Consider the following 20987-nt stretch of genomic DNA (forward strand, 5'->3'; position numbering starts at 1 on the left):
CCACCGATCAAGCGCGGCCTGTGGCTTGCAAGCCTTTTAGTGGCTGAATTTTGACACTAGACCTCAAGTTTCATCCGGTCGCGCAAAGTTTTCAGATCTGCAGAAAGGGTCTTTTTCTTGAGGCAAAATCCCCTTTCTACCCTGTTTTTCTCTACCGAAGCCGGAGATCATCTTTAGACTCCTGCTTCGGCAGAGACTTTCTCTCTAGAAATAATTCATGTGTCGAACCATACTCGCCAGAGCTTTAACTTGCAATTGTTAACTTTCATTAAAAACCACCCTTCGCTACTGCTGTACTCACCGGAAACCCCTCATGGGATTACAGTTCCTGCCGATACCTGTTCATAGCAGATTTTTTAAACACAATTCTCAGCCTCTTTCCCCCCGGAGAGCAAAATGTATCAATGCGCTGTGCTCGCAGATCTGGAAGTAACATAATTTCAGCCGTCAACCAGATCGGACAGGCGCGGAATGGGCAGTGAAAGAGATGAGAAACGAGAAGAACCGGAATCATCGCAGTTGGTTATCGCTGGACACAACGCTGAAGCAACTGACCAGCTGTTTCCTTTTCTCCCTGTTGGCTTCACAGTTTGCTCATCTTCTCGGCCCGGCTTCGCATCCTGTGCTGACGCTGCTTCCTGGCGTCCTGCTCGCCTTCCTGCTGCTCACGCCGCATGCTGCCTGGTTCTTCCTGACAATTGCAGCCTTTGCCGCCCAGTTATTGCCGCTTCTGTTCATCAGTTCTCCGGTAGGCTGGATGGTTCTCACGGATCCCCTGCTGCAATGCACCGAAGGGCTGCTGGGCGGACTGCTCTTGCGCTCCTGCTGGATGGAATTTTCTTCGTTGAGCGGAAGCAGTTTTCTGCTGCGCTTCTGGCCCGTCTCCGTACTGGCGCTGCCCTTCGTCTTCGCCTCGCCCACGGTTCAACTGCAGTCGCAATACGCGCCCGAAAGCTTTGCACAGCGCATACTGTATTGCGCGATTGCCCACGGATTGGGCACAGCGCTGGTCACGCCCGCGCTCATTGCCCTGTTCAGCAAAAATCCGTTTGAGCTCGATATCTGGAAGCACTGCACCTCGAAGCAACTTATTCTGCTGCCTCTCTGCATTCTTCTGCTCGCCCAGCCAACCCTGCCTTTACTGCTGTTGGTTCTTCCCCTGCTGGCTCTCACCTACCGCTGCTTTGATACGGAACGTGCTGTTCAGCTCCTGCTTTTTCTTGCCATTACTGCCGTCTTGCTTACCGCATCGGGCCATGGAGCACTCTACCTCTTCGCCACAGCCCACGGAATAAGCGCCGCATCGGCCCTGCAGTTGTTCTGCGCGGAGGGCATTCTGCTGGTCTATAGCATCTCGTCGGTACTCGATCATCACCGCTCCACCGAACATAACCTGGAAAAGATTGCCGCGCTCCATGCGCTGGTCAGCGAGAACTCGCGCGACGCCATCATCCTGAGTGACATGAGTGGCAAACGCTCCTATGGCTCAGCCGCTGCTGAAAAATTCGGCGGCTGGCGTCCCGAGGATTTGCTGACCGAAGAAGGACTCGAACCCGTACACCCTGCCGACCGGCCCCGTGTGCACGCCATCATCGATGAACTGCGCGCCGGGTCCGCTGCCGCCACGCTCGAATGCCGCGTACGCCAGAGCAGCGAAGGCGAATACCTCTGGATTGAGGTCAGCCTGTCGATGGTGCGCGATCCACAGTCGGGCCAGCCCTCTGGCGTTTTAAATTTCATTCGCGACATCAGCGTACGCAAAAACGCCGAGATCAGCCTGCGCGAAGCCTACGATGCCGTCGAAGCGCTCTCCGTCACCGATCCTCTCACCGGCCTGGCCAACCGCCGCCGCTTCGATAAATACCTTCATCAGGAATGGCGGCGCGCCATCCGCACGCACGAACCACTCTCCCTGCTGATGGTCGATGTAGACAACTTCAAAAAGTACAACGACACCTATGGCCATCCGCGTGGCGATAACTGCCTGAAACAGATTGCCGAAGCCGCCCTCGACGTAGCCATGCGCTCTACCGATCTGGTGGCCCGCTTCGGCGGCGAGGAATTTGTTGTCGTGCTGCCCAGCACAGACCATACCAACGCCCTGCATGTAGCGGGGGAGCTCTGCGCGGCGGTACGTGACCGCCAACTGCCTCACAGCCAGAACATACTCGGCGTCGTCACGGTCTCCGTCGGCGGTGCCACGCTGATCCCGAATAATGAGTTGCAGATGCGCGACCTGATCGAAATGGCGGACCAGGCCGTCTATGCCGCCAAACAGGCCGGGCGCAATCAGGTATGCAGCGGTAATAACAAAGTTGATTCCTCCAACCTCATCTCCGGCACTACATAGCCGATGAACAGATCACATACACTGATTCACTTTTGAGCTTCTTCATTTTTTAAGCTTTCTCCATATCCGCGCTGTCCCTGGCGCTTCATCGCATAAAAAAACAAAAAAAGAGCGGCTCAAAAGAGCCGCTCTTTTACATTGCAGGATTTTTGATATTTACTCGGCAGCAAAAGCCGCGGTCACCTGCGCCTCTACATCAGCCAACCATCCCGTGCGCTGTTCTGCTGAACTCATGATCACGCTTTCGTAGTTAGTACGCTTCACGTTTTTGGCGCCACAGTAGGTGAGGATGCAGGTGGTCCACAGATTCTCCAGCGGATCACCAAACCACTTCAGTTCCACCTCTTTGGGCGTGTTGCTGGTGGTAAACACCAGCGCGTGCTCAGCCTTCAGCAGTCCCTTGGGCGCGCCGTTCTCAAAGCGATAAGCCACACCCTGGCGCATCACGCGATCAATCCAGCCCTTCATGATAGCTGGCGGCATCGCCCACCAGTTCGGATGCACAATGATGATTCCGTCGGCCTCGGCAATCTCGGTCAGATGCTGCTGCACCAGCGGATCGTTGATAGGTCCGCCAATCTCTTCATGGGGAAGAAGGGCATCAAACTTTTCCGCATAGAGGTCGTGAAAGCGTACCTCGTAACCATTTTTTTCGAGCGTCTTTTTGGCGAGTTCAGCTATCGCATGATTGAAGCTGCCCTCATGCTGATGGCCAAGAATGATCGATACTTTCTTCATTTCAAATTTCCTCGTGAGTAAGTACAGAGATCTCTGTTCTCTGTCCTCTACCGTTTCTCCAGTTGCTTCACGTCGCGCACCGCGCCACGCGAGGCGCTGGTGGCCATGGCCGCATAGGCCTGCAGAGCGGGCGAAACCACGCGGTCGCGCTTGGGCTTCCAGCCGGCTGCGCCCTTGGCGTCCATCGCCTTGCGCCGTTCGGCCAGTACCGCATCGCTCACATCCACCTTCAGCACGCGATTGGGAATGTCGATCACGATCGTATCGCCCTCTTCCACCAATCCGATTGCGCCACCATCAGCAGCCTCCGGCGAGATGTGCCCAATCGACAGCCCCGAGGACCCGCCCGAGAAGCGGCCATCGGTAATCAGAGCACAAACCTTGCCGAGCCCCTTCGACTTCAGGTAGCTGGTCGGGTACAGCATCTCCTGCATGCCCGGGCCGCCCTTCGGGCCTTCATAGCGGATCAGAACCACATCGCCGGCCACCACATTGCCAGCCAAAATCGCATCCACCGATGCTTCCTGACTCTCGAAGATGCGTGCCCGGCCTTCAAAGGTCAGATGCGCCGGATCAACGCCCGCCGTCTTCACAATGCAGCCTTCTGCGGCAATGTTGCCAAACAGCACGGCCAGACCGCCATCCTGACTGAAGGCGTTCTCCTTGCTGCGAATCACGCCCTGCGTGCGGTCCACATCCAGTGCGTCATAGCGGGCGCTCTGGCTGAAAGGTTCCGTAGTGCGCACTCCGCCCGGCGCGGCGCGATAAAACTCCGTTGTAGCGGCCGAAGGCTGGCGCTTCACATCGTACTTTTCAATCGCCTCGCCCAGCGTGGCCGTGTGCACCGTGCGCGTCTCGCAGTGCAGCAGACCAGCGCGATCCAGCTCGCCCAGAATGCCGAAGATGCCACCGGCGCGATGTACATCCTCGACGTGCACATAGGGCGTGGAGGGGGCCACCTTGCACAGATGCGGCACGCGGCGCGAAAGCCGGTCAATGTCGGCCATGGTAAAGGGCACCTCGGCCTCCTGCGCGGCAGCTAACAGATGCAGCACCGTGTTGGTCGAGCCGCCCATGGCAATGTCCAGCGTAATGGCGTTCTCAAAAGCCGCAAAGCTGGCAATCGAACGCGGCAGCACCGTCGCATCGTCCTGCTCGTAGTAACGCTTGGACAACTCAACAATCTTGCGGCCCGCTTCCAGGAAGAGCTCCTTGCGGTCAGCATGCGTGGCCACCACAGTACCGTTACCCGGCAGCGAGAAGCCCAGCGCCTCGGTCAGGCAGTTCATGGAGTTGGCAGTGAACATGCCGGAACATGATCCGCAGGTAGGACACGCCGAACGCTCGTACTCGTCCACATCAGCGTCGCTCACCTTGTCGTCGGCCGCCACAATCATGGCGTCAATCAGGTCCACAGCCTTCACAATGTTGCCCGACAGCTTGACCTTGCCAGCCTCCATCGGACCGCCAGAGACAAACACTGCGGGAATGTTCAGCCGCAGCGCAGCCATCAGCATGCCGGGCGTGATCTTGTCGCAATTCGAAATGCACACCAGCGCGTCGGCACAATGGGCGTTAGCCATGTACTCCACCGAGTCGGCAATCATCTCGCGCGAAGGCAGGCTATAAAGCATGCCGCCATGACCCATGGCGATACCGTCGTCGATGGCAATGGTGTTGAACTCCTTGGCAATGCCGCCGGCCTTTTCAATCTCGGCGGCCACCAGCTGGCCCAGGTCCTTCAGGTGAACGTGGCCGGGCACAAACTGCGTAAAGGAGTTGACGACAGCGATGATGGGCTTGCCGAAATCGCCGTCTTTCATGCCGGTAGCGCGCCACAAGCTGCGGGCTCCGGCCATATTCCGTCCATGCGTCGATGTTCTGGATCGATATGCGGGCATGGAACCATTTTAGAACTCCCACTACGGCAATTTTCCAGAGAGTGAAAAATCTTCCCCGCCCAACAAACATATAAATTCTTCCCAAATTTTGCCGATCTTCAGAAGAGGACCAAACGGTACTGCCGCACATGTGCGGCTGGAAATGCTGATCTGAGTTGATCCGTTGGACAAAGAGCCCCTGACCAGAAAGGCAAGACTGCCATGTTTTCGTTTTCCCAGGGAAAATCAAACCGCTCTCATGCTGAAACAACGGCTGCAGGACAATTCGCAGACAGCCCGGCTTCCATCCAGGTATTTGAAAGCGATGAACATCTGCGTGGGTTGAGCGCGCAATGTTTTGAACAGGCAGCCCTGGCCTGCGCCTTTATTTCGCCTCACGCGGATTTTCGCCATGTCTGCCAGTCGCTCAAGTCCATGGCGGGCGAAACTCCTTTGATTGCTGTCAGCACAGCCGGTGAATTGTGCAACGTCAGCGGCGCGCTCTATAAAAACACCGGAAATTCCTGGTCCACCGTCATTCTGCAGGTCTTCCCTGCCGATCTGCTGCAGGAAGTCAGCATTCACAAAATCCCCCTGCACAACGAGGACATTCGACAGGGAAACCCGTCGCTCGATTACGAAACACGTATCGAGCGGATTGTGCAGTCCTTGCACACCCTGCGCGCGCCCTTTCCCGTCGACGTACACGACACCATTGCCTTTACGCTGATCGACGGCCTTTCCGCCAGCGAAAACTACTTCATGGACGCCGTCTACCGCGCCGGCAGCCTGCCCTGCACTTTTATCGGCGGGTCGGCCGGCGGCAAGCTGGACTTCCGCTCCACGGTCATCTTTGACGGCCAGCAGGTTCTCGAAAACCATGCCGTCATTACCCTGATGAAGTTGCGACCCGGGCGGGCCTACAGCATTTTCAAAACCCAGAATTTTAAAAAGACCGGCAAATCCTTCATCGTGATCGATGCTGATCCCGATCGCCGCACGGCCGCAGCGGTCATCGACCCCCAAACCAATCAGATTCTTCCCTTTGCCCGCGCCGTAGCCCAGGAAATGCACGTTCCGGTTGCCGAACTCTCTGCCAAGCTCAACGGCTACACCTTCGGCATGGAAGTGGGCGGAGAGATCTTTGTCCGCTCCGTCTCCGGCATTGATGCTGAAACCGGCACAATCTCCTTCTTCTGCGACATCAGTTCCGGGGATCGTCTGGAACTGCTCGAAGCCACGGATTTCGCCGAACAGACAAAAAAAGATCTGCACAACTTTCTAGCCAACAAGCCAAAACCCATCGGCGCCCTGCTCAACGACTGCATCTTGCGCAGATTGAACAACGCAACGGCCCTGCGCGGCGTGGACTCTCTGTGGCCGATGCCCGTTGCGGGCTTCTCTACGTTTGGCGAACTCTTCGGCATCAACATCAATCAGACGTTGACCGCGCTGGTCTTCTTCGATACGACGCAAAAGCCTCTGCAAGACCCGTTCATCGACAACTTCCCTATCCACTACGCCAACTTCCGCGATTACTTCTCCCGCCGCCAGCTCAATCGCATGATACTGCTCAACAACTTCCGCAAGCGCCTCAACCTGCGCCTGATCGAGTACGTGCAGGAGAGTACGACACTGGGCGACAAGGTCGGGCAAGCCCTTGAGCAGACCAAATCCATCAATCAGGTTGTTAAAGGAATCCGTGGCGTTGTCGTCGAATCTGCACAGTCCGCCGAACGCGCCTCCGACACCAATGCGCTGGCCACCCACTTCAAGGATCTGAACGACTCCATGAACGGACTCAGTTCGATCCTTTCTCTCATCGGGGCCATCGCCGGCAAAACCAACCTGCTGGCCTTCAACGCCAGCATTGAGGCCGCCCGCGCCGGCGATGCTGGCAAAGGATTCGCCATCGTCGCCAAGGAAGTCAACAAGCTCTCGCAGGACACCAAAACCAGCCTGCAACAGACCAACGACTCCATTCAACACATGAGAGAAGCCTTGGAGTCCCTCGGCGGCAACATCGATCACACCCGCCAGAACCTGCTGCAGGCCCAGACCAGCTATGGCGGCATCGTGCAGGAAACCGAAACCATGACAAACAGTCTGGAAGGGGTAAATCGTGTGCTCGCCGAACTTGGAAGCTTCATGGAAGATCGCAACCAGATCATCCATTCCGTCATGGAAGACGTAGAACTCTTGCGCCGCATCGGATAAACCATCGCACACAGCCTCCCCGGAGGGCGCGCATGAACTGCGCGCCCTTTTCTTTGGAGAAGCCACACAAACCCAGCCAGAACCAGCATCCTGCGTGCCGCGCCGCGTGTTGTCTGGAAATATCTATTTTTCCTGTGGTTTACGGAATTCTCAGGGCTTTCCCGTACTTCCCAGCCCCGGAAATCCATCCTCGCGCCAATTCCCGCCCGAAAACCCATCACCCACCTCCGAAAGCCGCCCCGCTTCCGATAAAATAGACCCTGACCATGTTCGAGAATCTGACAGAGAAACTGCAGCGCGCCTTTAAGAGCCTTCGCGGCCAGGGAACGCTTACCGAAGAAAACATCGCCGAGGCGTTGCGCGAGATTCGTGTGGCGCTGCTCGAGGCCGACGTCAACCTGAACGTCGTCAAGGATCTGATTGAACAGATCCGCTCGAAAGCCGTGGGCACCGAGGTGTTAACCTCCCTCTCGCCCTCCGAACAGGTCATCAAGATCGTGCGCGACGAGTTGGTTGCCCTGCTCGGCAAAGACACGGCCCGCTTCAAATTCGCCTCGCAGCCGCCCACTGTCATTTTGATGGCTGGCCTGCAGGGTTCCGGTAAAACCACCACCAGCGGCAAGCTGGCCACCTGGCTCAAGAAGGGCGGCCATCGCCCCATGCTGGTTTCGGTCGACGTTTATCGTCCTGCCGCCCGCGAGCAGCTCAAGGTTGTAGCCAAGCAGGTCGAGGTCAAGCTCTACGAGGGCAAAATCAACGACGAGGCCCCCGGCACCGCTCTAGTGACGCGCCTCGCCAAGGAAGCCATCCGCGAAGCCCGCATCATGGGCTGCGATACGCTGATCGTCGATACCGCCGGCCGTCTGGCCCTTGACGAAGAGCTGATGCAGGAGATGGAGCAGCTGAAAAAGCTGCTGAATCCCAGCGAAATCCTCTTCGTGGCCGACTCCATGACCGGCCAGGATGCGGTCAACTCCTCGCTCAGCTTCCACCAGCGACTGAACCTGACCGGCGTAGTGCTCACCAAGATCGACGGTGACGCCCGCGGCGGCGCTGCCCTTTCCATCCGCCACGTCACCGGCCAGCCCATCAAGTTCCTGGGCACCGGCGAAAAGCCCGACGCCTTCGAGCCCTTCCATCCCGACCGCATCGTCAGCCGCATTCTGGGCATGGGCGATATGCTCTCGCTGATCGAAAAGGCCGAGTCGGCCATCGATAAGAAAAAATCAGAGGAACTGGCCAAGAAGGCCCTGCTCGGCGACGGCTTCTCGCTCGAAGACTTCCGTGACCAGTTGCGCCAGATCAAGAAGATGGGCTCCATGGAGTCGATCCTGAAGATGCTGCCCTCGGTTGGCCCCTTTGCCGGCATGCAACAGGCCGCCAGCCAGGTGGACGAAAAACAGTTCACGCGGCTGGAAGCAATCATCAACTCGATGACCGCCAAGGAACGCCACAATCACGAGATCATCAGCGGACCGCGCCGCAAGCGCATTGCCGCCGGTGCCGGCGTCGAGGTGCAGGACGTAAACAACCTGCTCCGCCAGTACGCCCAGATGAACAAGCTCTTCAAACAGATGGGCAAGGGCGGCATGGCCAAGCAGATGATGCGCGGCGGCCTCGGCGGTCTGGGTCTGGGCGGACGGCAGAAGTTCGGACGGTAAGCACAATCGAGTGTTTTGAAAGGGCACGGCTTTACAGGCTGCGGAAAAACTCTCTTGGGGCTCGGTTTTGAAAGGGCACGGCTTCAGCCGTGCCAAATAAACGCAATAAAATCAACGGGGCTTTAGCCCCGGAAGGTGCTCTTAAAGGATCTAAGATCGATTCCAGGCTGCAGGAGGACGGTATGCGTAAACTCACGGTCAAGAACTTCTCGGTCATCGAAGATGCCGAGCTGGAATTTGGCAAAATCACCGTCCTCATCGGCCCCCAGGCTAGCGGAAAAAGTCTGCTCTGCAAGCTGGCGTATTTCTGCGGCCAAGCCGTCCCTGAGCTCATTGAAAGCTGTTTTTCTCAAAGGCTCTCATTTGCTTCTCTTTTGTTCAGGATTCAGAATGAGTTTCTTGAAAAATTCTCAGAAGAGAGCTGGCGAAATCAAAATTTTCTAGTCGTATATGTCTTAGATAATTTTTCCGTGTCCTTTGCAAAATCATCTAAGCAAGAAAAACTGAGCATTTCGCTTCAAGAAGGACTCCGCAATTTTTACTCTGAGAATCTAACAGGAAACCGTGTAATTCTACCCTCTGGCATACGTAAGCAACTTCTTCCAAAAGACACCGGACCTTTACCCCTTGTCGAAGATTCCACATATGTCCCTACGGGACGGGCATTTTATTCACTTCCTAATCGTGGCTATGCTGCATTAGCGACCAAAAATCTCGATTGGATAACACAGCTTTATGCCTCGCAATTTGATGCAGAATACAAGGCATTGATGAAATGCTACCAATCAGACCTAGGGGCTCTGCGCGCATTTGGTGAATTGGTAACGACAATCCTGAAGGGAAAAGTCATCCGTGAAGAAGGTCGCCTCCTCTTTGAATCCAATCAGGATATACGGAAGTGGCCATTTGAAATTCTCTCTTCTGGCACGCTCGAATTACTGCCGCTGATCAATTCACTAAGTCAATCCATAGACAAAGCAAGATACTCTAATATTCCCACAATGCCTGCTCCGCCATTGGGTATGTTTTTTATTGAAGAACCAGAATTGGGTGTCTTTCCAAACACACAGAATGATTTGGTTAGGTTGCTTGCATGGTTTGCAAACTTCGATTCTCTTTGGCTATCGTATGCCATCACCACCCACAGTCCTTACATCCTCTCTGCGTTCAACAACCTGATTCTGGCGGGGCAACTTGGCCAAAAAGCTCCCCTGAAAAAGAAGATTCCAATCGACGAAAAGTACTGGATTGCGCCTGGAACATTCAAGGCATACAGCATTCATGACGGAAAGCTCGAATCGATTCTTTCTGACTCGGGACTGATCAACGGAGAGTATCTCGATGACGTTTCTGAGACGATTGGCCACGAATTTGACGAACTTCTGAGGCTGGAATATGCAAACCAGAAAGTCTCCTAAGCACGCCACATGTGACACGGAATGCATTGCGTGCAGCCATCAGACGAGTCTCGTTCTTGAGGAAGAAGGGATTGCCGCTACCTTTGCCAATCCCCGACGCAAAGAGCTACGTGTTGTGCGCTATGACAAGTGCTATTTCAAGTCAAAAGGCAAGCAAGCAGACTATATAGTTGGTTCGGACCAAACCATTGACGTCATTCTTGAACTAAAGGGTTCGGACCTGAAACATGCACGAGTTCAAATGGAAGAAACTCTCGCACGCTGGAGAGTTGACCCAATTCATTATCCAAGCATTGTTTGCTTGATCGTTTACGGGCACACATTCCCGCGCATGAGATCGAATATCGGCGCAATCGAATACGATTTTCTTACCAAACAAAAAACATTGCTCTGGATCAGGGAAAACGGCAAAGAAAAATTTAGCTTCAGAAAGCTTGCAGGAAGAAGATAGATACATTCATCTGCGAAAATAACTCCATGGCCCCACTTCAGGACCAACTCGACGAAATCATGGCCCGCACCCGCGAACTGGTGCAGCCCGACAAGCTTGCGGCCAGTGAGCAACTGATTGCTGAGCTGTTTGTCTCCGGCATCGAAGATAAGATTCTGCCCGTGGGCGCTCAGGCGCCAAGCTTTGAGCTGGTGGAATCCACCGGCCGCGTGGCCCGCAGCGAGGATCTGCTGGCGCTGGGCCCACTGGTAGTCAAGTTCTTTCGCGGACGCTGGTGCCCCTACTGTGTCACCGAGATGGAAGCTTGGGAAAAGCTCTACCCCGAGCTGCGCGAACGCAATGCGCTGCTGGTAGCCATCAGCCCGCAGTTGCCGCGCCAGAACGACTTCATGGCTGGCCGCCACGGCCTGCCCTTCGCGCTGCTCAGTGACCCCGGCTGCACGCTGGCCAAGCAGTTTGGGCTGGTCTACACCATTCCCGAAAGCATGCGCGACTACTACCAGTCCCTCTACATCGACCTGGAATTCATCAACGGCGAATCCAGCTGGAAGCTGCCGCTGCCCGCCACCTACCTGATCGGACAGGATAGCAAGGTGCTCTACGCCGAGGCCTACGCCGACTTCCGCGTACGACCCGAGCCTGCAGAGGTTCTGGCCGCGCTCGATCTGGCGCTGGGACGGTAAAACCCGCAGGGAATGCGCACGCTACGAAAAACTCGTTTGGGAGGGAGGCGAGGGTTTTAGAGCATTTTCGGAATACATGTAGACTTTTTAAGGGACTTGCAAGGTACCTTTTTATCGAGGAAAAAGGTACTTAGCATCCTGCTTTCGATCTATAGTCATTCCGAAAAGGCTATAACCCTCGCAAAAATCCTGCAAAATAAGTACGGGCTGAACAGGCTGCGGAAAAACTCTCTTGGGGCTCGGTTTTGAAAGGGCACGGCTTCAGCCGTGCCAAATAAACGCAATAAAATCAACGGGGCTTTAGCCCCTGAGGGACGTTTCTCTCCTGCCCCCCGCAAGGATTCAACCGCTTTTCCGCAGCCCGTTCAGCCCCGGCTCCCGCCAAGCTCAGCCTTCGTGCTCACCGCGATAGACGCAGCCACTCGTGCAGGTCTCTTCCACCACAACCTTGCTGAGCTGCGGCAAAAGCGGCAAAAGCCTGCGCCAAAGCCACTGGGCGATGTGCTCACTGGTCGGATTCTCCAGGCCGGGAATCTCGTTCAGGCAACGATGATCGATCTGATCCTCGATGGTTTTGAAAGCCGCCTTGACGATCGAAAAATCCTCGACCCAGCCCAGATGCTCGTCCACCGCACCACTGATGTGGATCGCGATGCGGAAGCTGTGGCCATGCAGCCGTTTACACTTGTGCCCTTCAGGCACGTTCGGCAGCCAGTGGGCCGCCTCAATCGAAAATTGCTTGTAGATTTCCATGGTTCTGTTTCTATTTTCTCACGATAAGCTTTCAGCCCTCAGCCCTCAGCTCATTCTGCAAATCGGAGCGGTCCTGCCACAAGCGACTCTTTCCAAAGCCAGAGCCGTTGTGCACAGCACGCCGAACTGAAAGCTGAGAGCTGACAGCCGCTTTACGCTATCCCCACCACTTTGTGCATCTGCACGCTCAGCCGCCAGCGCGGATGCTCCATGCAGTAGCACACTGCGGCAGCGGTATTCGCGGCACGTTCCACGCTGTCTTTGGGCTGCAGAAAGAAGTTCTTGAAATCAAGCGCGGCAAAGCGCTCCGGTTCGAGCCCCTCCTGCGGATAGACCAGTTTCAGTTCGTCCCCCTGCGTCTGCTTCAGCGCCGCGCCAGCCTTGGGGCTCACGCAGACCCAGTCCAGACCTTCGGGAGCCACCACGGTTCCGTTGGTCTCCACCGCAATTGTGAAGCCACGCGCATGCAGCGCGGCAATCGCCGCAGCATCGAGTTGCAGCAACGGCTCACCACCGGTGCAGACCACGTATTTCTTCTCGGGAGCAGCGTTCTGGGGCCAGGCAGCGGCCACCGCAGCCGCCAGCACATCCGCCGAAGCGAACTTGCCACCGCCCAGGCCATCTGTGCCAATAAAATCCGTATCGCAAAAGCGGCAGACGGCCGTGGCACGATCTTCGGCGCGGCCCGACCACAGATTGCAGCCCGTAAAGCGGCAGAAGACCGCCGCGCGACCCGCCTGCGCTCCCTCGCCCTGCAACGTATAGAAGATTTCTTTCACGGAGTACATAAAAACAGCTCCTAGCTTCCAGCTTTTAGCTCCCAGATTATTTTTGCTCATGCAGTCTTCCATAGCTCGACTAATCAAGAGCTGGAAGCTGGAGGCTGCACTACCAGACGAACAGCTTAGCTGTTCGTCTGGTAGTGCAACGGATCGCTGAGCCCGTTCTCACGGAAGCCCTTCTGGCGCAGCAGGCAGCTATCGCACTGGCCGCAGGGATTGCCCTCCGGCGACGGATCGTAGCAACTGCTGGTCAGGCCGTAGTTCACGCCCAGACGCAGGCCTTCGGCAATGATCTGGGCCTTGGTCAGCGCAATCAGCGGGGTGTGAACCTTCAGCCGCTGACGGCCTTCCACGCCCGCCTTGGTGGCCAGGTTGGCCATGTTCTCGTAGGCCTCAATGAACTCCGGACGGCAATCGGGGTAGCCCGAGTAATCCAGCGCATTCACGCCAATAAACACATCGCTCGAACCAAGCACCTCAGCCCAGGCCAGCGCAAACGAGAGGAAGATGGTGTTGCGCGCGGGCACATAGGTAACCGGAATCCCGTGGCCCATCTCTTCCACGCCACGGCCCTTGGGCACGGCAATATTATCGGTCAAAGCCGAGCCACCAAAGACGCGCAAATCGATTTCGGCAATGCGATGCTCCGTCGCGCCGCCCGCCTCGGCCACACGCTTGGCCGCTTCCAACTCATAGCTGTGGCGCTGGCCGTAACGGAACGAGAGCGCATAGCTCTGGTAGCCCTGGCTGCGCGCTATCGCCAGCACCGTGGCCGAATCCAGCCCACCACTCAGCAAAACAACCGCTTTTTTCTTCGTCTCCGTCATTCATCTCTCCCATGGTGCGCGGGCTAAAGCCCCCGTCTTTTTTTGAACCCATTTGCGATGCGACAAACCTGACTGCGAAAAATTCTGTTGAAACATCGTCCTGAGTTTAGGACAGGCTGTCTCGCTGACTTGCTGTCTTGCTGACTAGCTGTCTCGCTTACTTCAGATCGCCGCCCTTGCCAATGTCCATCGAGGCCGGAATCGGATTCTCTTCATCGATGTAGGAATTGGTGGCGAACTCCAGCTTCCCCTGCGCTTCCAGAATGAACTCGACGGCATCGCGGGCCGCGCCGTGTCCACCGCGATTGGGCGTGATGTAGTGCGCTTCCGCCTTCACATTGGCGCGGGCATCAGCCACGGCAATCGCCAGACCAACGTTGCGCATGGCAGGCAGATCGATCACGTCATCGCCGACGTAGGCAATCTCGTCCAGCGACACGCCTTCCTTCTCCACAATTTCGCGGATCGGCTTCATCTTGAAGGCCTGCCCCTGGTAGACAAAGTCCAGCTTGAGATCGCGAGCGCGCAGAGCCACCGTCTCGCTGATGCGCTTGGTGATGATGCCGGTCTTGATGCCGGCAATGCGGGCCAGCGAAATCGACGTGCCGTCATGCGCGTTGTAGCCCTTGGCTTCCACCATGCGGGTAACCACCGAGCCGCCCTCGGACATCGGCACCGGAATAATCCAGATGCCACCATCGGTCATGACGCCGTCGACGTCGAAGAGAATGATCTTGATCTTGCGGGCGCGGTCCTGCGCAGAAAGTGTCATAAAGATATTCTACCGGGCGGCAGCGAGGGATTAGAAGAGGGGGCCGGCGGAGGAAAACGGGGAAATGCAGAAATGGGTCCCAAAGCGGGGGCGAGTCAGCAGGTCAGCGAGTCTGCTGAGTAGGCTGTCCATGATAAAAATCTGGACTTGAAAGGGCGCACCTTAGTCGTGCCGCAAACGCTGCGGGTGCCCCACCCTCGCCACGCCTTTGTTTTTGTGGCTAGGGTGGAGAAGCAAGAACCTCTTTCCAGGCCGGATCCATAAAACTTCCCCCAGAGGCCGTGCGCCGCGTTCTGGCAGGGAAACTACCGCTTCCCCACCCTGCTCCCGAACCGCGTAATTTTAGACTTTGGACTCTTGCTTTCCCGGGTCCCAAAAGCAGGACCCGGGGCGCCCAGAGTGTGAATTCATCTTACTTTCCTGGCTCAACCCCTACCGGCGTCGCTACTGGCACAGGCGCTGTTACAGGCTGGCCAGCGGCGGGCGCGGGCGGATCCTTCACCAGCACCGCAAAGCGTGGGAAGCTAAAGCTGCCAGCCGCATCGTCAACCACGTTGAGCTGGCACACATACTGGCCGGGCTTGAGTGCATCCAGCGGCACATCCAGTTCCACGGCCACCGCATCGCGACCCAGCACATTCGTCTGTTTGGCCTCCACCAGCGGCGTTTCGTACACCTTCACCGAGCCCTGCATCAACTCCAGGCTGCTGAGCACGCGCACATTCTCGCCGCTCTTTGCACCTTCGCCCTTGACCTTCGCCGGCGCGTAGATTTCATACAACAAGTACAAATGCTGATCGCGGCGGAAGACGTGGCTGATATTGGGCACGTACTCCTGCCCATCGCGCACAATCGGCGTGAACTTCTTGCTGGGCTGCTTGCTGTTGGCCAGCAGAATCGAACTCAGCGACATGCGACTTCCCGGGCTAGCCGACTTCTTGATCTCCGGCAGCGTGATCTCGGCCTCAAACGAGCCCATCTGGCCAGTCTGATTCTCGCGCACCACAAACTTCAGCCGATACTTGCCCGGCGGCAGACTGAAGCTGGTGGTGTACTGCACGTTCTTCTGCCGCACGTTCTGACTGGTGTCCACCTTGAGCTTGACGGTCTCGCGGGCGCGGCCAATCTGCCGCTTTACCTCATCGAGTACACCTCCCAGAATGTCGAGCGTGGCCTTGTCCTTGTCGCCGCCCTTCACGAATGGAATCTGCGAACCGGGCACGATGAGCGAGACCGGCACAAAGTAGCGATTGTCATCCGTACGGAAGTAGTAAGCGTCCATATAGAGCGCCATATCGGTGGCCGGCAGATCGCTGGCCAACTGCTCCTCCAACTGCTGCTCCCGATCCTGCTTGACGGAGTGCTGGAAGTCCGCCGGCGCATAATAACCGGGACGATATTCAATCTTGATGCCAGGGCGATTGGTGGTGAACTTCAGACGACGATACTTGCCGTCCCGCGCCGGATTCGTCGAGCGGAAGCCCACCGCGTAGTAGGCCGAGGTATCGTTCTGCACCTGCGCAAAGGCCGGAGCAAAATCATTTGAATCGAGGAACGCCTTGCCGCCCGTGTCCTTTGACAAAGTAGCCATTACTTCCTGGCTGGCAAAGTTCGAATTCATGTTGTTCTGCAGCGCCCCGCCATTCATTCCACCGCTGCCGCGCATACTGCCCACACTGGCGTCGCCCAGCGGACCAACCGCCTGCAGTCCGCGTGTATCCACGCTGTAGATGGCCAGATTGGCGCGTACCGCAGCATTGATGGCCGCACGCAGCGAAGACTGATTCTCAATGCCGTCGCGCGAAATTCCGCCGGAAAAATAGAGCAGCGACTTCTTCTCGGTAATTTTTTCAAGCGACTTGGCAATGGCACGCAACGCAAACAGTTCGCGATCGGTATTCAGATCGTTGTACTCGCTCTCGTCGGCCGTGTAAGCAGTCGTATCTTCCGTCTGATTCGAATTCGAGGTTGCGCCCGCTTCAAAGCCCGCGCCCTCTGTGCCGTTGTACACAGCCACTTCCCGCAGCAACGCTTTTTTATCGGCGGTAAAGTCCTGATCCACCTTGAGCGTGTCACCGAGCGAAACCAGCGCCACCAGATCGGCCGACTGCATCTTGGTGCGCAAAAAATCCTGCGCCGCCTCCACCGAACGATCCAGATCTTCCGGCTGCATTGAAGTCAGATCAAAAAAGAAGACAATCAGACGATGATTGCGCAGCTCTTCCGGCTTGGCCACCACCACACCCTTGCCATTGCCCGTGCCTGCGGCCAGCCCGCTGACCGTGGCTTCCTTGAGCGGCGTAGCCATCTCCACACTTTGAAAATCAAAGGTGGCAATGTGCTGCTCCTTGCCGTTCTCCCAGACGCGAAAATCGCTGGCCTTGAGGTCATGCACCAGCGCGCCGGTTTTGGCATCGCGTGCCACCACGTTGGTCAGCACCATCTCGCTGTTCATCTTCAGCGTCAGGCCGCCCTGCGGCGTATCGAGCACGCTGTTCTGATTCTGAGCATGCAAACTCAAAGCGCAGGCAAGCACTACTGCTGTGCATCCGATCTTTCGTGCGATCCTGGTCATCGCCATCCTCAATTCAGCATTCAACAGGGGCTAAATCCCCGAATGTTTAAAACTCTTGTTCCCGCACGCGCAGCGAACCACGCCAACCCTGCAACGCAGCCGCTAACTCCGCTGGCAAGCTAACTAGCTGACTTGCGGGCTAGCTGACTCGCTAACTCCGCGACGGGCTAACTCCGCGACTCTGTCAAAACCTGAACCGCGACTCAAACTGGAAGGTGCGCATGGTGCTGGTGGAATTCACCTGACCGAAGGCCGAAGATTCCACATTCGTCTCCACGCCCGAGTACTGCACGGTATTAAAGACGTTGTTCGACGTGGCGCGGAACTCCCACGAACGCATGTCGCCCATGCGCATCGTCTTTGAAAGTGTCATGTTATTCGAAACCGTGCCGGGTCCGGGAATCGAATAGCGCGAAGCCGTTCCATAGGTATTTGCAGGCGCGGCAAAGGCTGCCGTGTTGAACCACTTCTTCACCGAACCACCACCAGCCGTAATCGACTGGCCCGCCACGCGATCCGGACGGAAGGTACCGCTGCTGCCACGCGCTGCTTCAGAAACCGATGCCTGATAGGTTGGCGTGAGCGGCGTGCCCGTAGCAAAGGTAAAGGTGCCAGAGAGCGAAAATCCTTCCAGAATGTGCGAGAGCAGGCCAGTCGTCACCCACTCCCGATCCGAACCAAAGGGAAGCTCGTAAAGGTAGTTTCCATTCACCGAATGGCGCACGTCATAACTGGAATTTCCTTCTTCCGCGTTCAACACCTGCCAGTTCTGCACCATGCTGGCCGCATTGTCGATGGCATGCGAGTACTTATAGAACGCACCCAACGCAAACCCGCCCGAAAGCCGCTTCTGCACACTCAACGTGCCCGCGTTGAAGCGCGATGTGGCCGCCCCCTGCTCGTAGGTGAACGACACATCGTTGGGATTGGTGTTGGGACTCGTTGTGCTCTCCCACGGCGCGCTCTTGATGTCCAGGCTGGAGCCGCGCGAGCCGTTGTAGCCTGCGTTCATCACGATGCTCCAGGGCAACGTCTTCTGCACATTTAGGTTCCACACCTGCACGTAAGGCAGATTGTAGTGCGGGTCAACGGCGTAGTTACCCACCGTATCCGGCGATGAAAAACCGCTGGCCAGTGTAAAGCAGGTGGAAGTACTGGCACGCGCACAGGCTGAACTCGCGTTGCTGCTTGAATCTTCTTCGCGGTTGGTCTGCTCGTTCACAAAATCAGCATTGTTCACCATCGGTTCGTGCGCCATGGAACTTGCAAAAGTACCGTACTGCCCCACCATGTAGTTGATGCCGTAGCCCGCGCGAATCACGGTTTGCGGCAGCTTGGGCACTCGCCAGGCCAGCCCCACACGCGGAGAAAACGCATGATGATTGCCGTAGACCAGCCCACTCGGCAACTTGCCGCTCGACGCTCCTGTTCCGCCCGCCTGCACCTCGGTCACACTCGTGAATCCGCCGCTGGCGTTGGTGTCCACCATGGCCAGATAGCCATCCTTTTCACCGTAGGGCTGAAAGTACTCCCAACGTACACCGGCATTGACGGTGAAGGAGCGGCTCAAACGCCAGTCATCCATGGCAAAGCCGTCAAAAACATTATCGCGCAGATAGCTTTTGGCCGACGACGAATCGATGCTCGTAGTCTGCGGAAACCCGAGCAGAAAATCGGCCAGCGCCGAGCCCGTAGACGAGGAACCGGAAGCATTCTCTGTGAACAGGCCCGTAAAGGTGAAGGTGCCCGTCGCGTTCGATCCGCCCAGAACGTCGTTATGCACGCGGCGGTAGTCGCCACCAAAGCGCATGTTGTGTTTGCCGTGAATCCAGCTCAGCGTCTCTGAAACCGAGATCGTCTGCTGGGTCTGATCGCTGGGCTGCTGCTCGGTCAATCCCGTGATGGAGCTAAGCGTGATGTTGGGCAAGCCGTAGTTCAGCGCGCTCTGGTTGAGCGCTGCACTGCTGTCGCCCATAATGCCAAGATCTGTGGCAATATCTTCGTGGTTGGTAAAAAAGTTAATCACCTGACTGTGGTTCCGGTTCCAATTCAAGGTCAGAATGTTGGTCAGCTTGTGATAGCCGATGGTATAGCCAACCGAAAGCGCATTCGATTCCGAACTGGTTTTGCCGCCGAGGCCAGGAAAAATGTTTACATTGTCCGCCGCCGAGCGCGCACCGTTGTAGTTGAAGTTGATGCTCTGCCGCAGTCCCTGATTCTGGCTGCGCCGGTTCGAACCAAATCCGCGCCCGCCACCACTGGGCAGCGAAGCATTCTTGCCAAGCGAGCGCATGTAGCGCGCGCCGTACTGCGTGCTGTTGGTCTGCGCCGTCGTCAGCAACTGGTAGTTGTAGCTACTGTTGCCCTTCAGGTTCGGCTCCGGAAAGTACTTGAGCAAGGCTGCCGCCTGCGAAGAAATATTGCCCGACGGAATCACATTGGCCGTGCCGTTCGAGGTGAACTGCGCATAAGTGGACGGATTGTAGATGAGCGGCAATCCGCTGGCCGAAAAGTCTCCACCGCGCTCGGCGTCGGTGGGCACCAGTGCGTACTCATTCACGGGACTCGAACTGCGCTGCCCACTCAGGGTAAGGAAGAACGTATCCTTGCCGCTCGGCTTGGTCAGGCCTGGAATATAGGGCGCGCTCATGAAGCTCAACCCAAAACGATTGCTGCCCGAGGTCGGCTGCGTCTCAGAAGAACCACGTAGATTGTAGGGCTGTGCATTCAGGGCCGAGTTCGAGCCAATCCAGAAGGCCGCGCCGTGCGGCTGCGCCGAGTTAAAACCGCGGAAGTTGCCTCGGCCACCCGGACCGCCAGGGCCACCAAAACCTCCGCCAAAGCCGCCGCCCATCCCGCCTCCGCCGCCAAAACCACCTGCGCCACCACCGCCGAACAAGCCGCCCATCTGGCCACCGTTCTGCGCCCGCATAGTCTCCATCTGGTCCCGCAGTCGGTCCATATCCTGCCCGGCCGCAGCGCTCACCTGCCCCGACTGTCCGCTGATGGCCACCGACTCGCTGCTAAAGTCGCTGCTGGCAGCCACTGTCGGCAGTTCGCCTCCCGCCGCCTGCGCACCCGAAGCCTGCGTCTCCACATCGGCGCTCAGCGAACTCACCAAGCTCAAATTCTGTGCCCCGCGCGCTGCCATCTGCCGCGGACTCTGTGCTGCCACACTGGCCTCATCACCCGACTGCGGCGCGACCACAACCCGCGAAGCCAGCAGCAGACTGAAGTCCACCGTCTGATCGTGGCTGGCAGCGTTCAGCACCGCCTCCTGCACGCCAGCAGCAAAGGCGGAAAACTGAGTGCGCACCACGTAGCGGCCATTCTGACTCAGAGTGAGCGACCAAGCGCCGGTAATGTCGGTGGTAGTGGCATAGCGCTTGCCGGTCAGCGTATTCTGCGCCGTCACGGCCACGCCCGGCAGCGGCGTCTGTCCGCTCTTCACCACGCCGTGCAGGCGGCCACCAGTCACAGCCTGCTGCGCTGCCTCAGCGGGTGCCTCTGCCGTAGCCTGCGCAACCGCTGTACCTGCCCCAAACCCGCCCAACGCCAGAAGAAAACCAGCGGCTCCGGCTCTGAAAAATTTTCCCTGCCTCATGCCCGCGCTCCACTCTTTCTTTTACTTAGGACACTGGTACTGACGCCCAGCTTTAGGCAAAGGTTTACCGGCGCGATGTAATGCTATGTAACAAAATGTCACGAAAGGAGCACAAATGGGAGAATTGGAGGCCACGGAACCCTGCCCCGAAAAGTCAAAACAAATGATAATCACTCAGTAACCCGCACACTTCTGTAAATCCCCTGCAACATCATGGACTTTCCCCTTGCATCCTGACGGCTCGCATGTTAACCCTTAAGTCAACATTTATTTTGT

At 57.0% G+C, this 20987-nt stretch carries 14 protein-coding genes; 6 read left to right on the plus strand and 8 right to left on the minus strand.

From position 1 onward, the window contains the following. The first annotated feature begins 487 nt into the window (after nt 1-487). Nucleotides 488-2350: a diguanylate cyclase gene (locus ACOBR2_RS12735; RefSeq protein WP_420240013.1), complete on the plus strand. Its 1863-nt coding sequence runs from the start codon at nt 488-490 to the stop codon at nt 2348-2350. A gap of 156 nt (nt 2351-2506) precedes the next feature. On the opposite strand, the gene ACOBR2_RS12740 is transcribed toward ACOBR2_RS12735, so the two are convergent. Further along, a complete protein-coding gene (locus ACOBR2_RS12740) occupies nt 2507-3088 on the minus strand; it encodes an NAD(P)H-dependent oxidoreductase (protein ID WP_420236489.1) in 582 nt (193 codons plus the stop codon). A gap of 47 nt (nt 3089-3135) precedes the next feature. Then, complete coding sequence (gene ilvD / locus ACOBR2_RS12745) at nt 3136-4989, minus strand: dihydroxy-acid dehydratase (RefSeq protein ID WP_420236490.1); 1854 nt, start codon at nt 4987-4989, stop codon at nt 3136-3138. Nucleotides 4990-5190: 201 nt separating this feature from the next. Between ilvD and ACOBR2_RS12750 the strand changes: the two genes are divergently transcribed. The 5 genes from ACOBR2_RS12750 to ACOBR2_RS12770 all read left to right on the plus strand — a co-directional run bounded on the left by ACOBR2_RS12750 (nt 5191) and on the right by ACOBR2_RS12770 (nt 11398). Next, the gene (locus tag ACOBR2_RS12750) at nt 5191-7185 is read left to right on the plus strand and encodes an FIST N-terminal domain-containing protein (RefSeq protein WP_420236491.1); all 1995 of its coding nucleotides are present in this window, start codon (nt 5191-5193) and stop codon (nt 7183-7185) included. 266 nt (nt 7186-7451) lie between these two features. After that, a complete protein-coding gene (gene ffh, locus ACOBR2_RS12755) occupies nt 7452-8846 on the plus strand; it encodes a signal recognition particle protein (RefSeq protein WP_420236492.1) in 1395 nt (464 codons plus the stop codon). A 182-nt stretch (nt 8847-9028) separates the two neighbouring features. After that, nucleotides 9029-10264, plus strand: a complete 1236-nt coding sequence (locus ACOBR2_RS12760; protein ID WP_420236493.1) for an AAA family ATPase — start codon at nt 9029-9031, stop codon at nt 10262-10264. After that, on the plus strand, nt 10242-10715 hold the full coding sequence (locus ACOBR2_RS12765) for a hypothetical protein (protein ID WP_420236494.1): 474 nt from the start codon (nt 10242-10244) through the stop codon (nt 10713-10715). Before ACOBR2_RS12760 ends, ACOBR2_RS12765 begins: the two co-directional genes overlap by 23 nt. A gap of 26 nt (nt 10716-10741) precedes the next feature. Continuing rightward, a complete protein-coding gene (locus ACOBR2_RS12770; RefSeq protein WP_420236495.1) occupies nt 10742-11398 on the plus strand; it encodes a peroxiredoxin-like family protein in 657 nt (218 codons plus the stop codon). Between the two features lie 387 nt (nt 11399-11785). On the opposite strand, the gene queD is transcribed toward ACOBR2_RS12770, so the two are convergent. The 6 genes from queD to ACOBR2_RS12800 form a co-directional block, all read right to left on the minus strand. Beyond that, the gene (gene queD, locus ACOBR2_RS12775; protein WP_420236496.1) at nt 11786-12151 is read right to left on the minus strand and encodes a 6-carboxytetrahydropterin synthase QueD; all 366 of its coding nucleotides are present in this window, start codon (nt 12149-12151) and stop codon (nt 11786-11788) included. A gap of 152 nt (nt 12152-12303) precedes the next feature. Next, nucleotides 12304-12939 carry a 7-carboxy-7-deazaguanine synthase gene (gene queE, locus ACOBR2_RS12780; RefSeq protein ID WP_420236497.1) on the minus strand — a complete coding sequence of 212 codons (636 nt, stop codon included), beginning with the start codon at nt 12937-12939 and terminating at the stop codon, nt 12304-12306. Between the two features lie 116 nt (nt 12940-13055). Beyond that, nucleotides 13056-13760 (minus strand): 7-cyano-7-deazaguanine synthase QueC, encoded by a 705-nt coding sequence (gene queC, locus ACOBR2_RS12785; protein WP_420236498.1) that lies wholly within the window; start codon nt 13758-13760, stop codon nt 13056-13058. Between the two features lie 157 nt (nt 13761-13917). Then, nucleotides 13918-14532, minus strand: coding sequence for a KdsC family phosphatase (locus tag ACOBR2_RS12790; RefSeq protein WP_420236499.1), 615 nt, complete (start codon nt 14530-14532; stop codon nt 13918-13920). A 412-nt stretch (nt 14533-14944) separates the two neighbouring features. Then, the gene (locus tag ACOBR2_RS12795) at nt 14945-17047 is read right to left on the minus strand and encodes a VWA domain-containing protein (protein WP_420236500.1); all 2103 of its coding nucleotides are present in this window, start codon (nt 17045-17047) and stop codon (nt 14945-14947) included. 244 nt (nt 17048-17291) lie between these two features. Next, a complete protein-coding gene (locus tag ACOBR2_RS12800) occupies nt 17292-20711 on the minus strand; it encodes a carboxypeptidase regulatory-like domain-containing protein (RefSeq protein WP_420236501.1) in 3420 nt (1139 codons plus the stop codon). Nucleotides 20712-20987: the final 276 nt, after the last annotated feature.

Source organism: Telmatobacter bradus, from assembly GCF_048629425.1.
In the GTDB taxonomy this organism is placed as follows: domain Bacteria; phylum Acidobacteriota; class Terriglobia; order Terriglobales; family Acidobacteriaceae; genus Telmatobacter; species Telmatobacter bradus.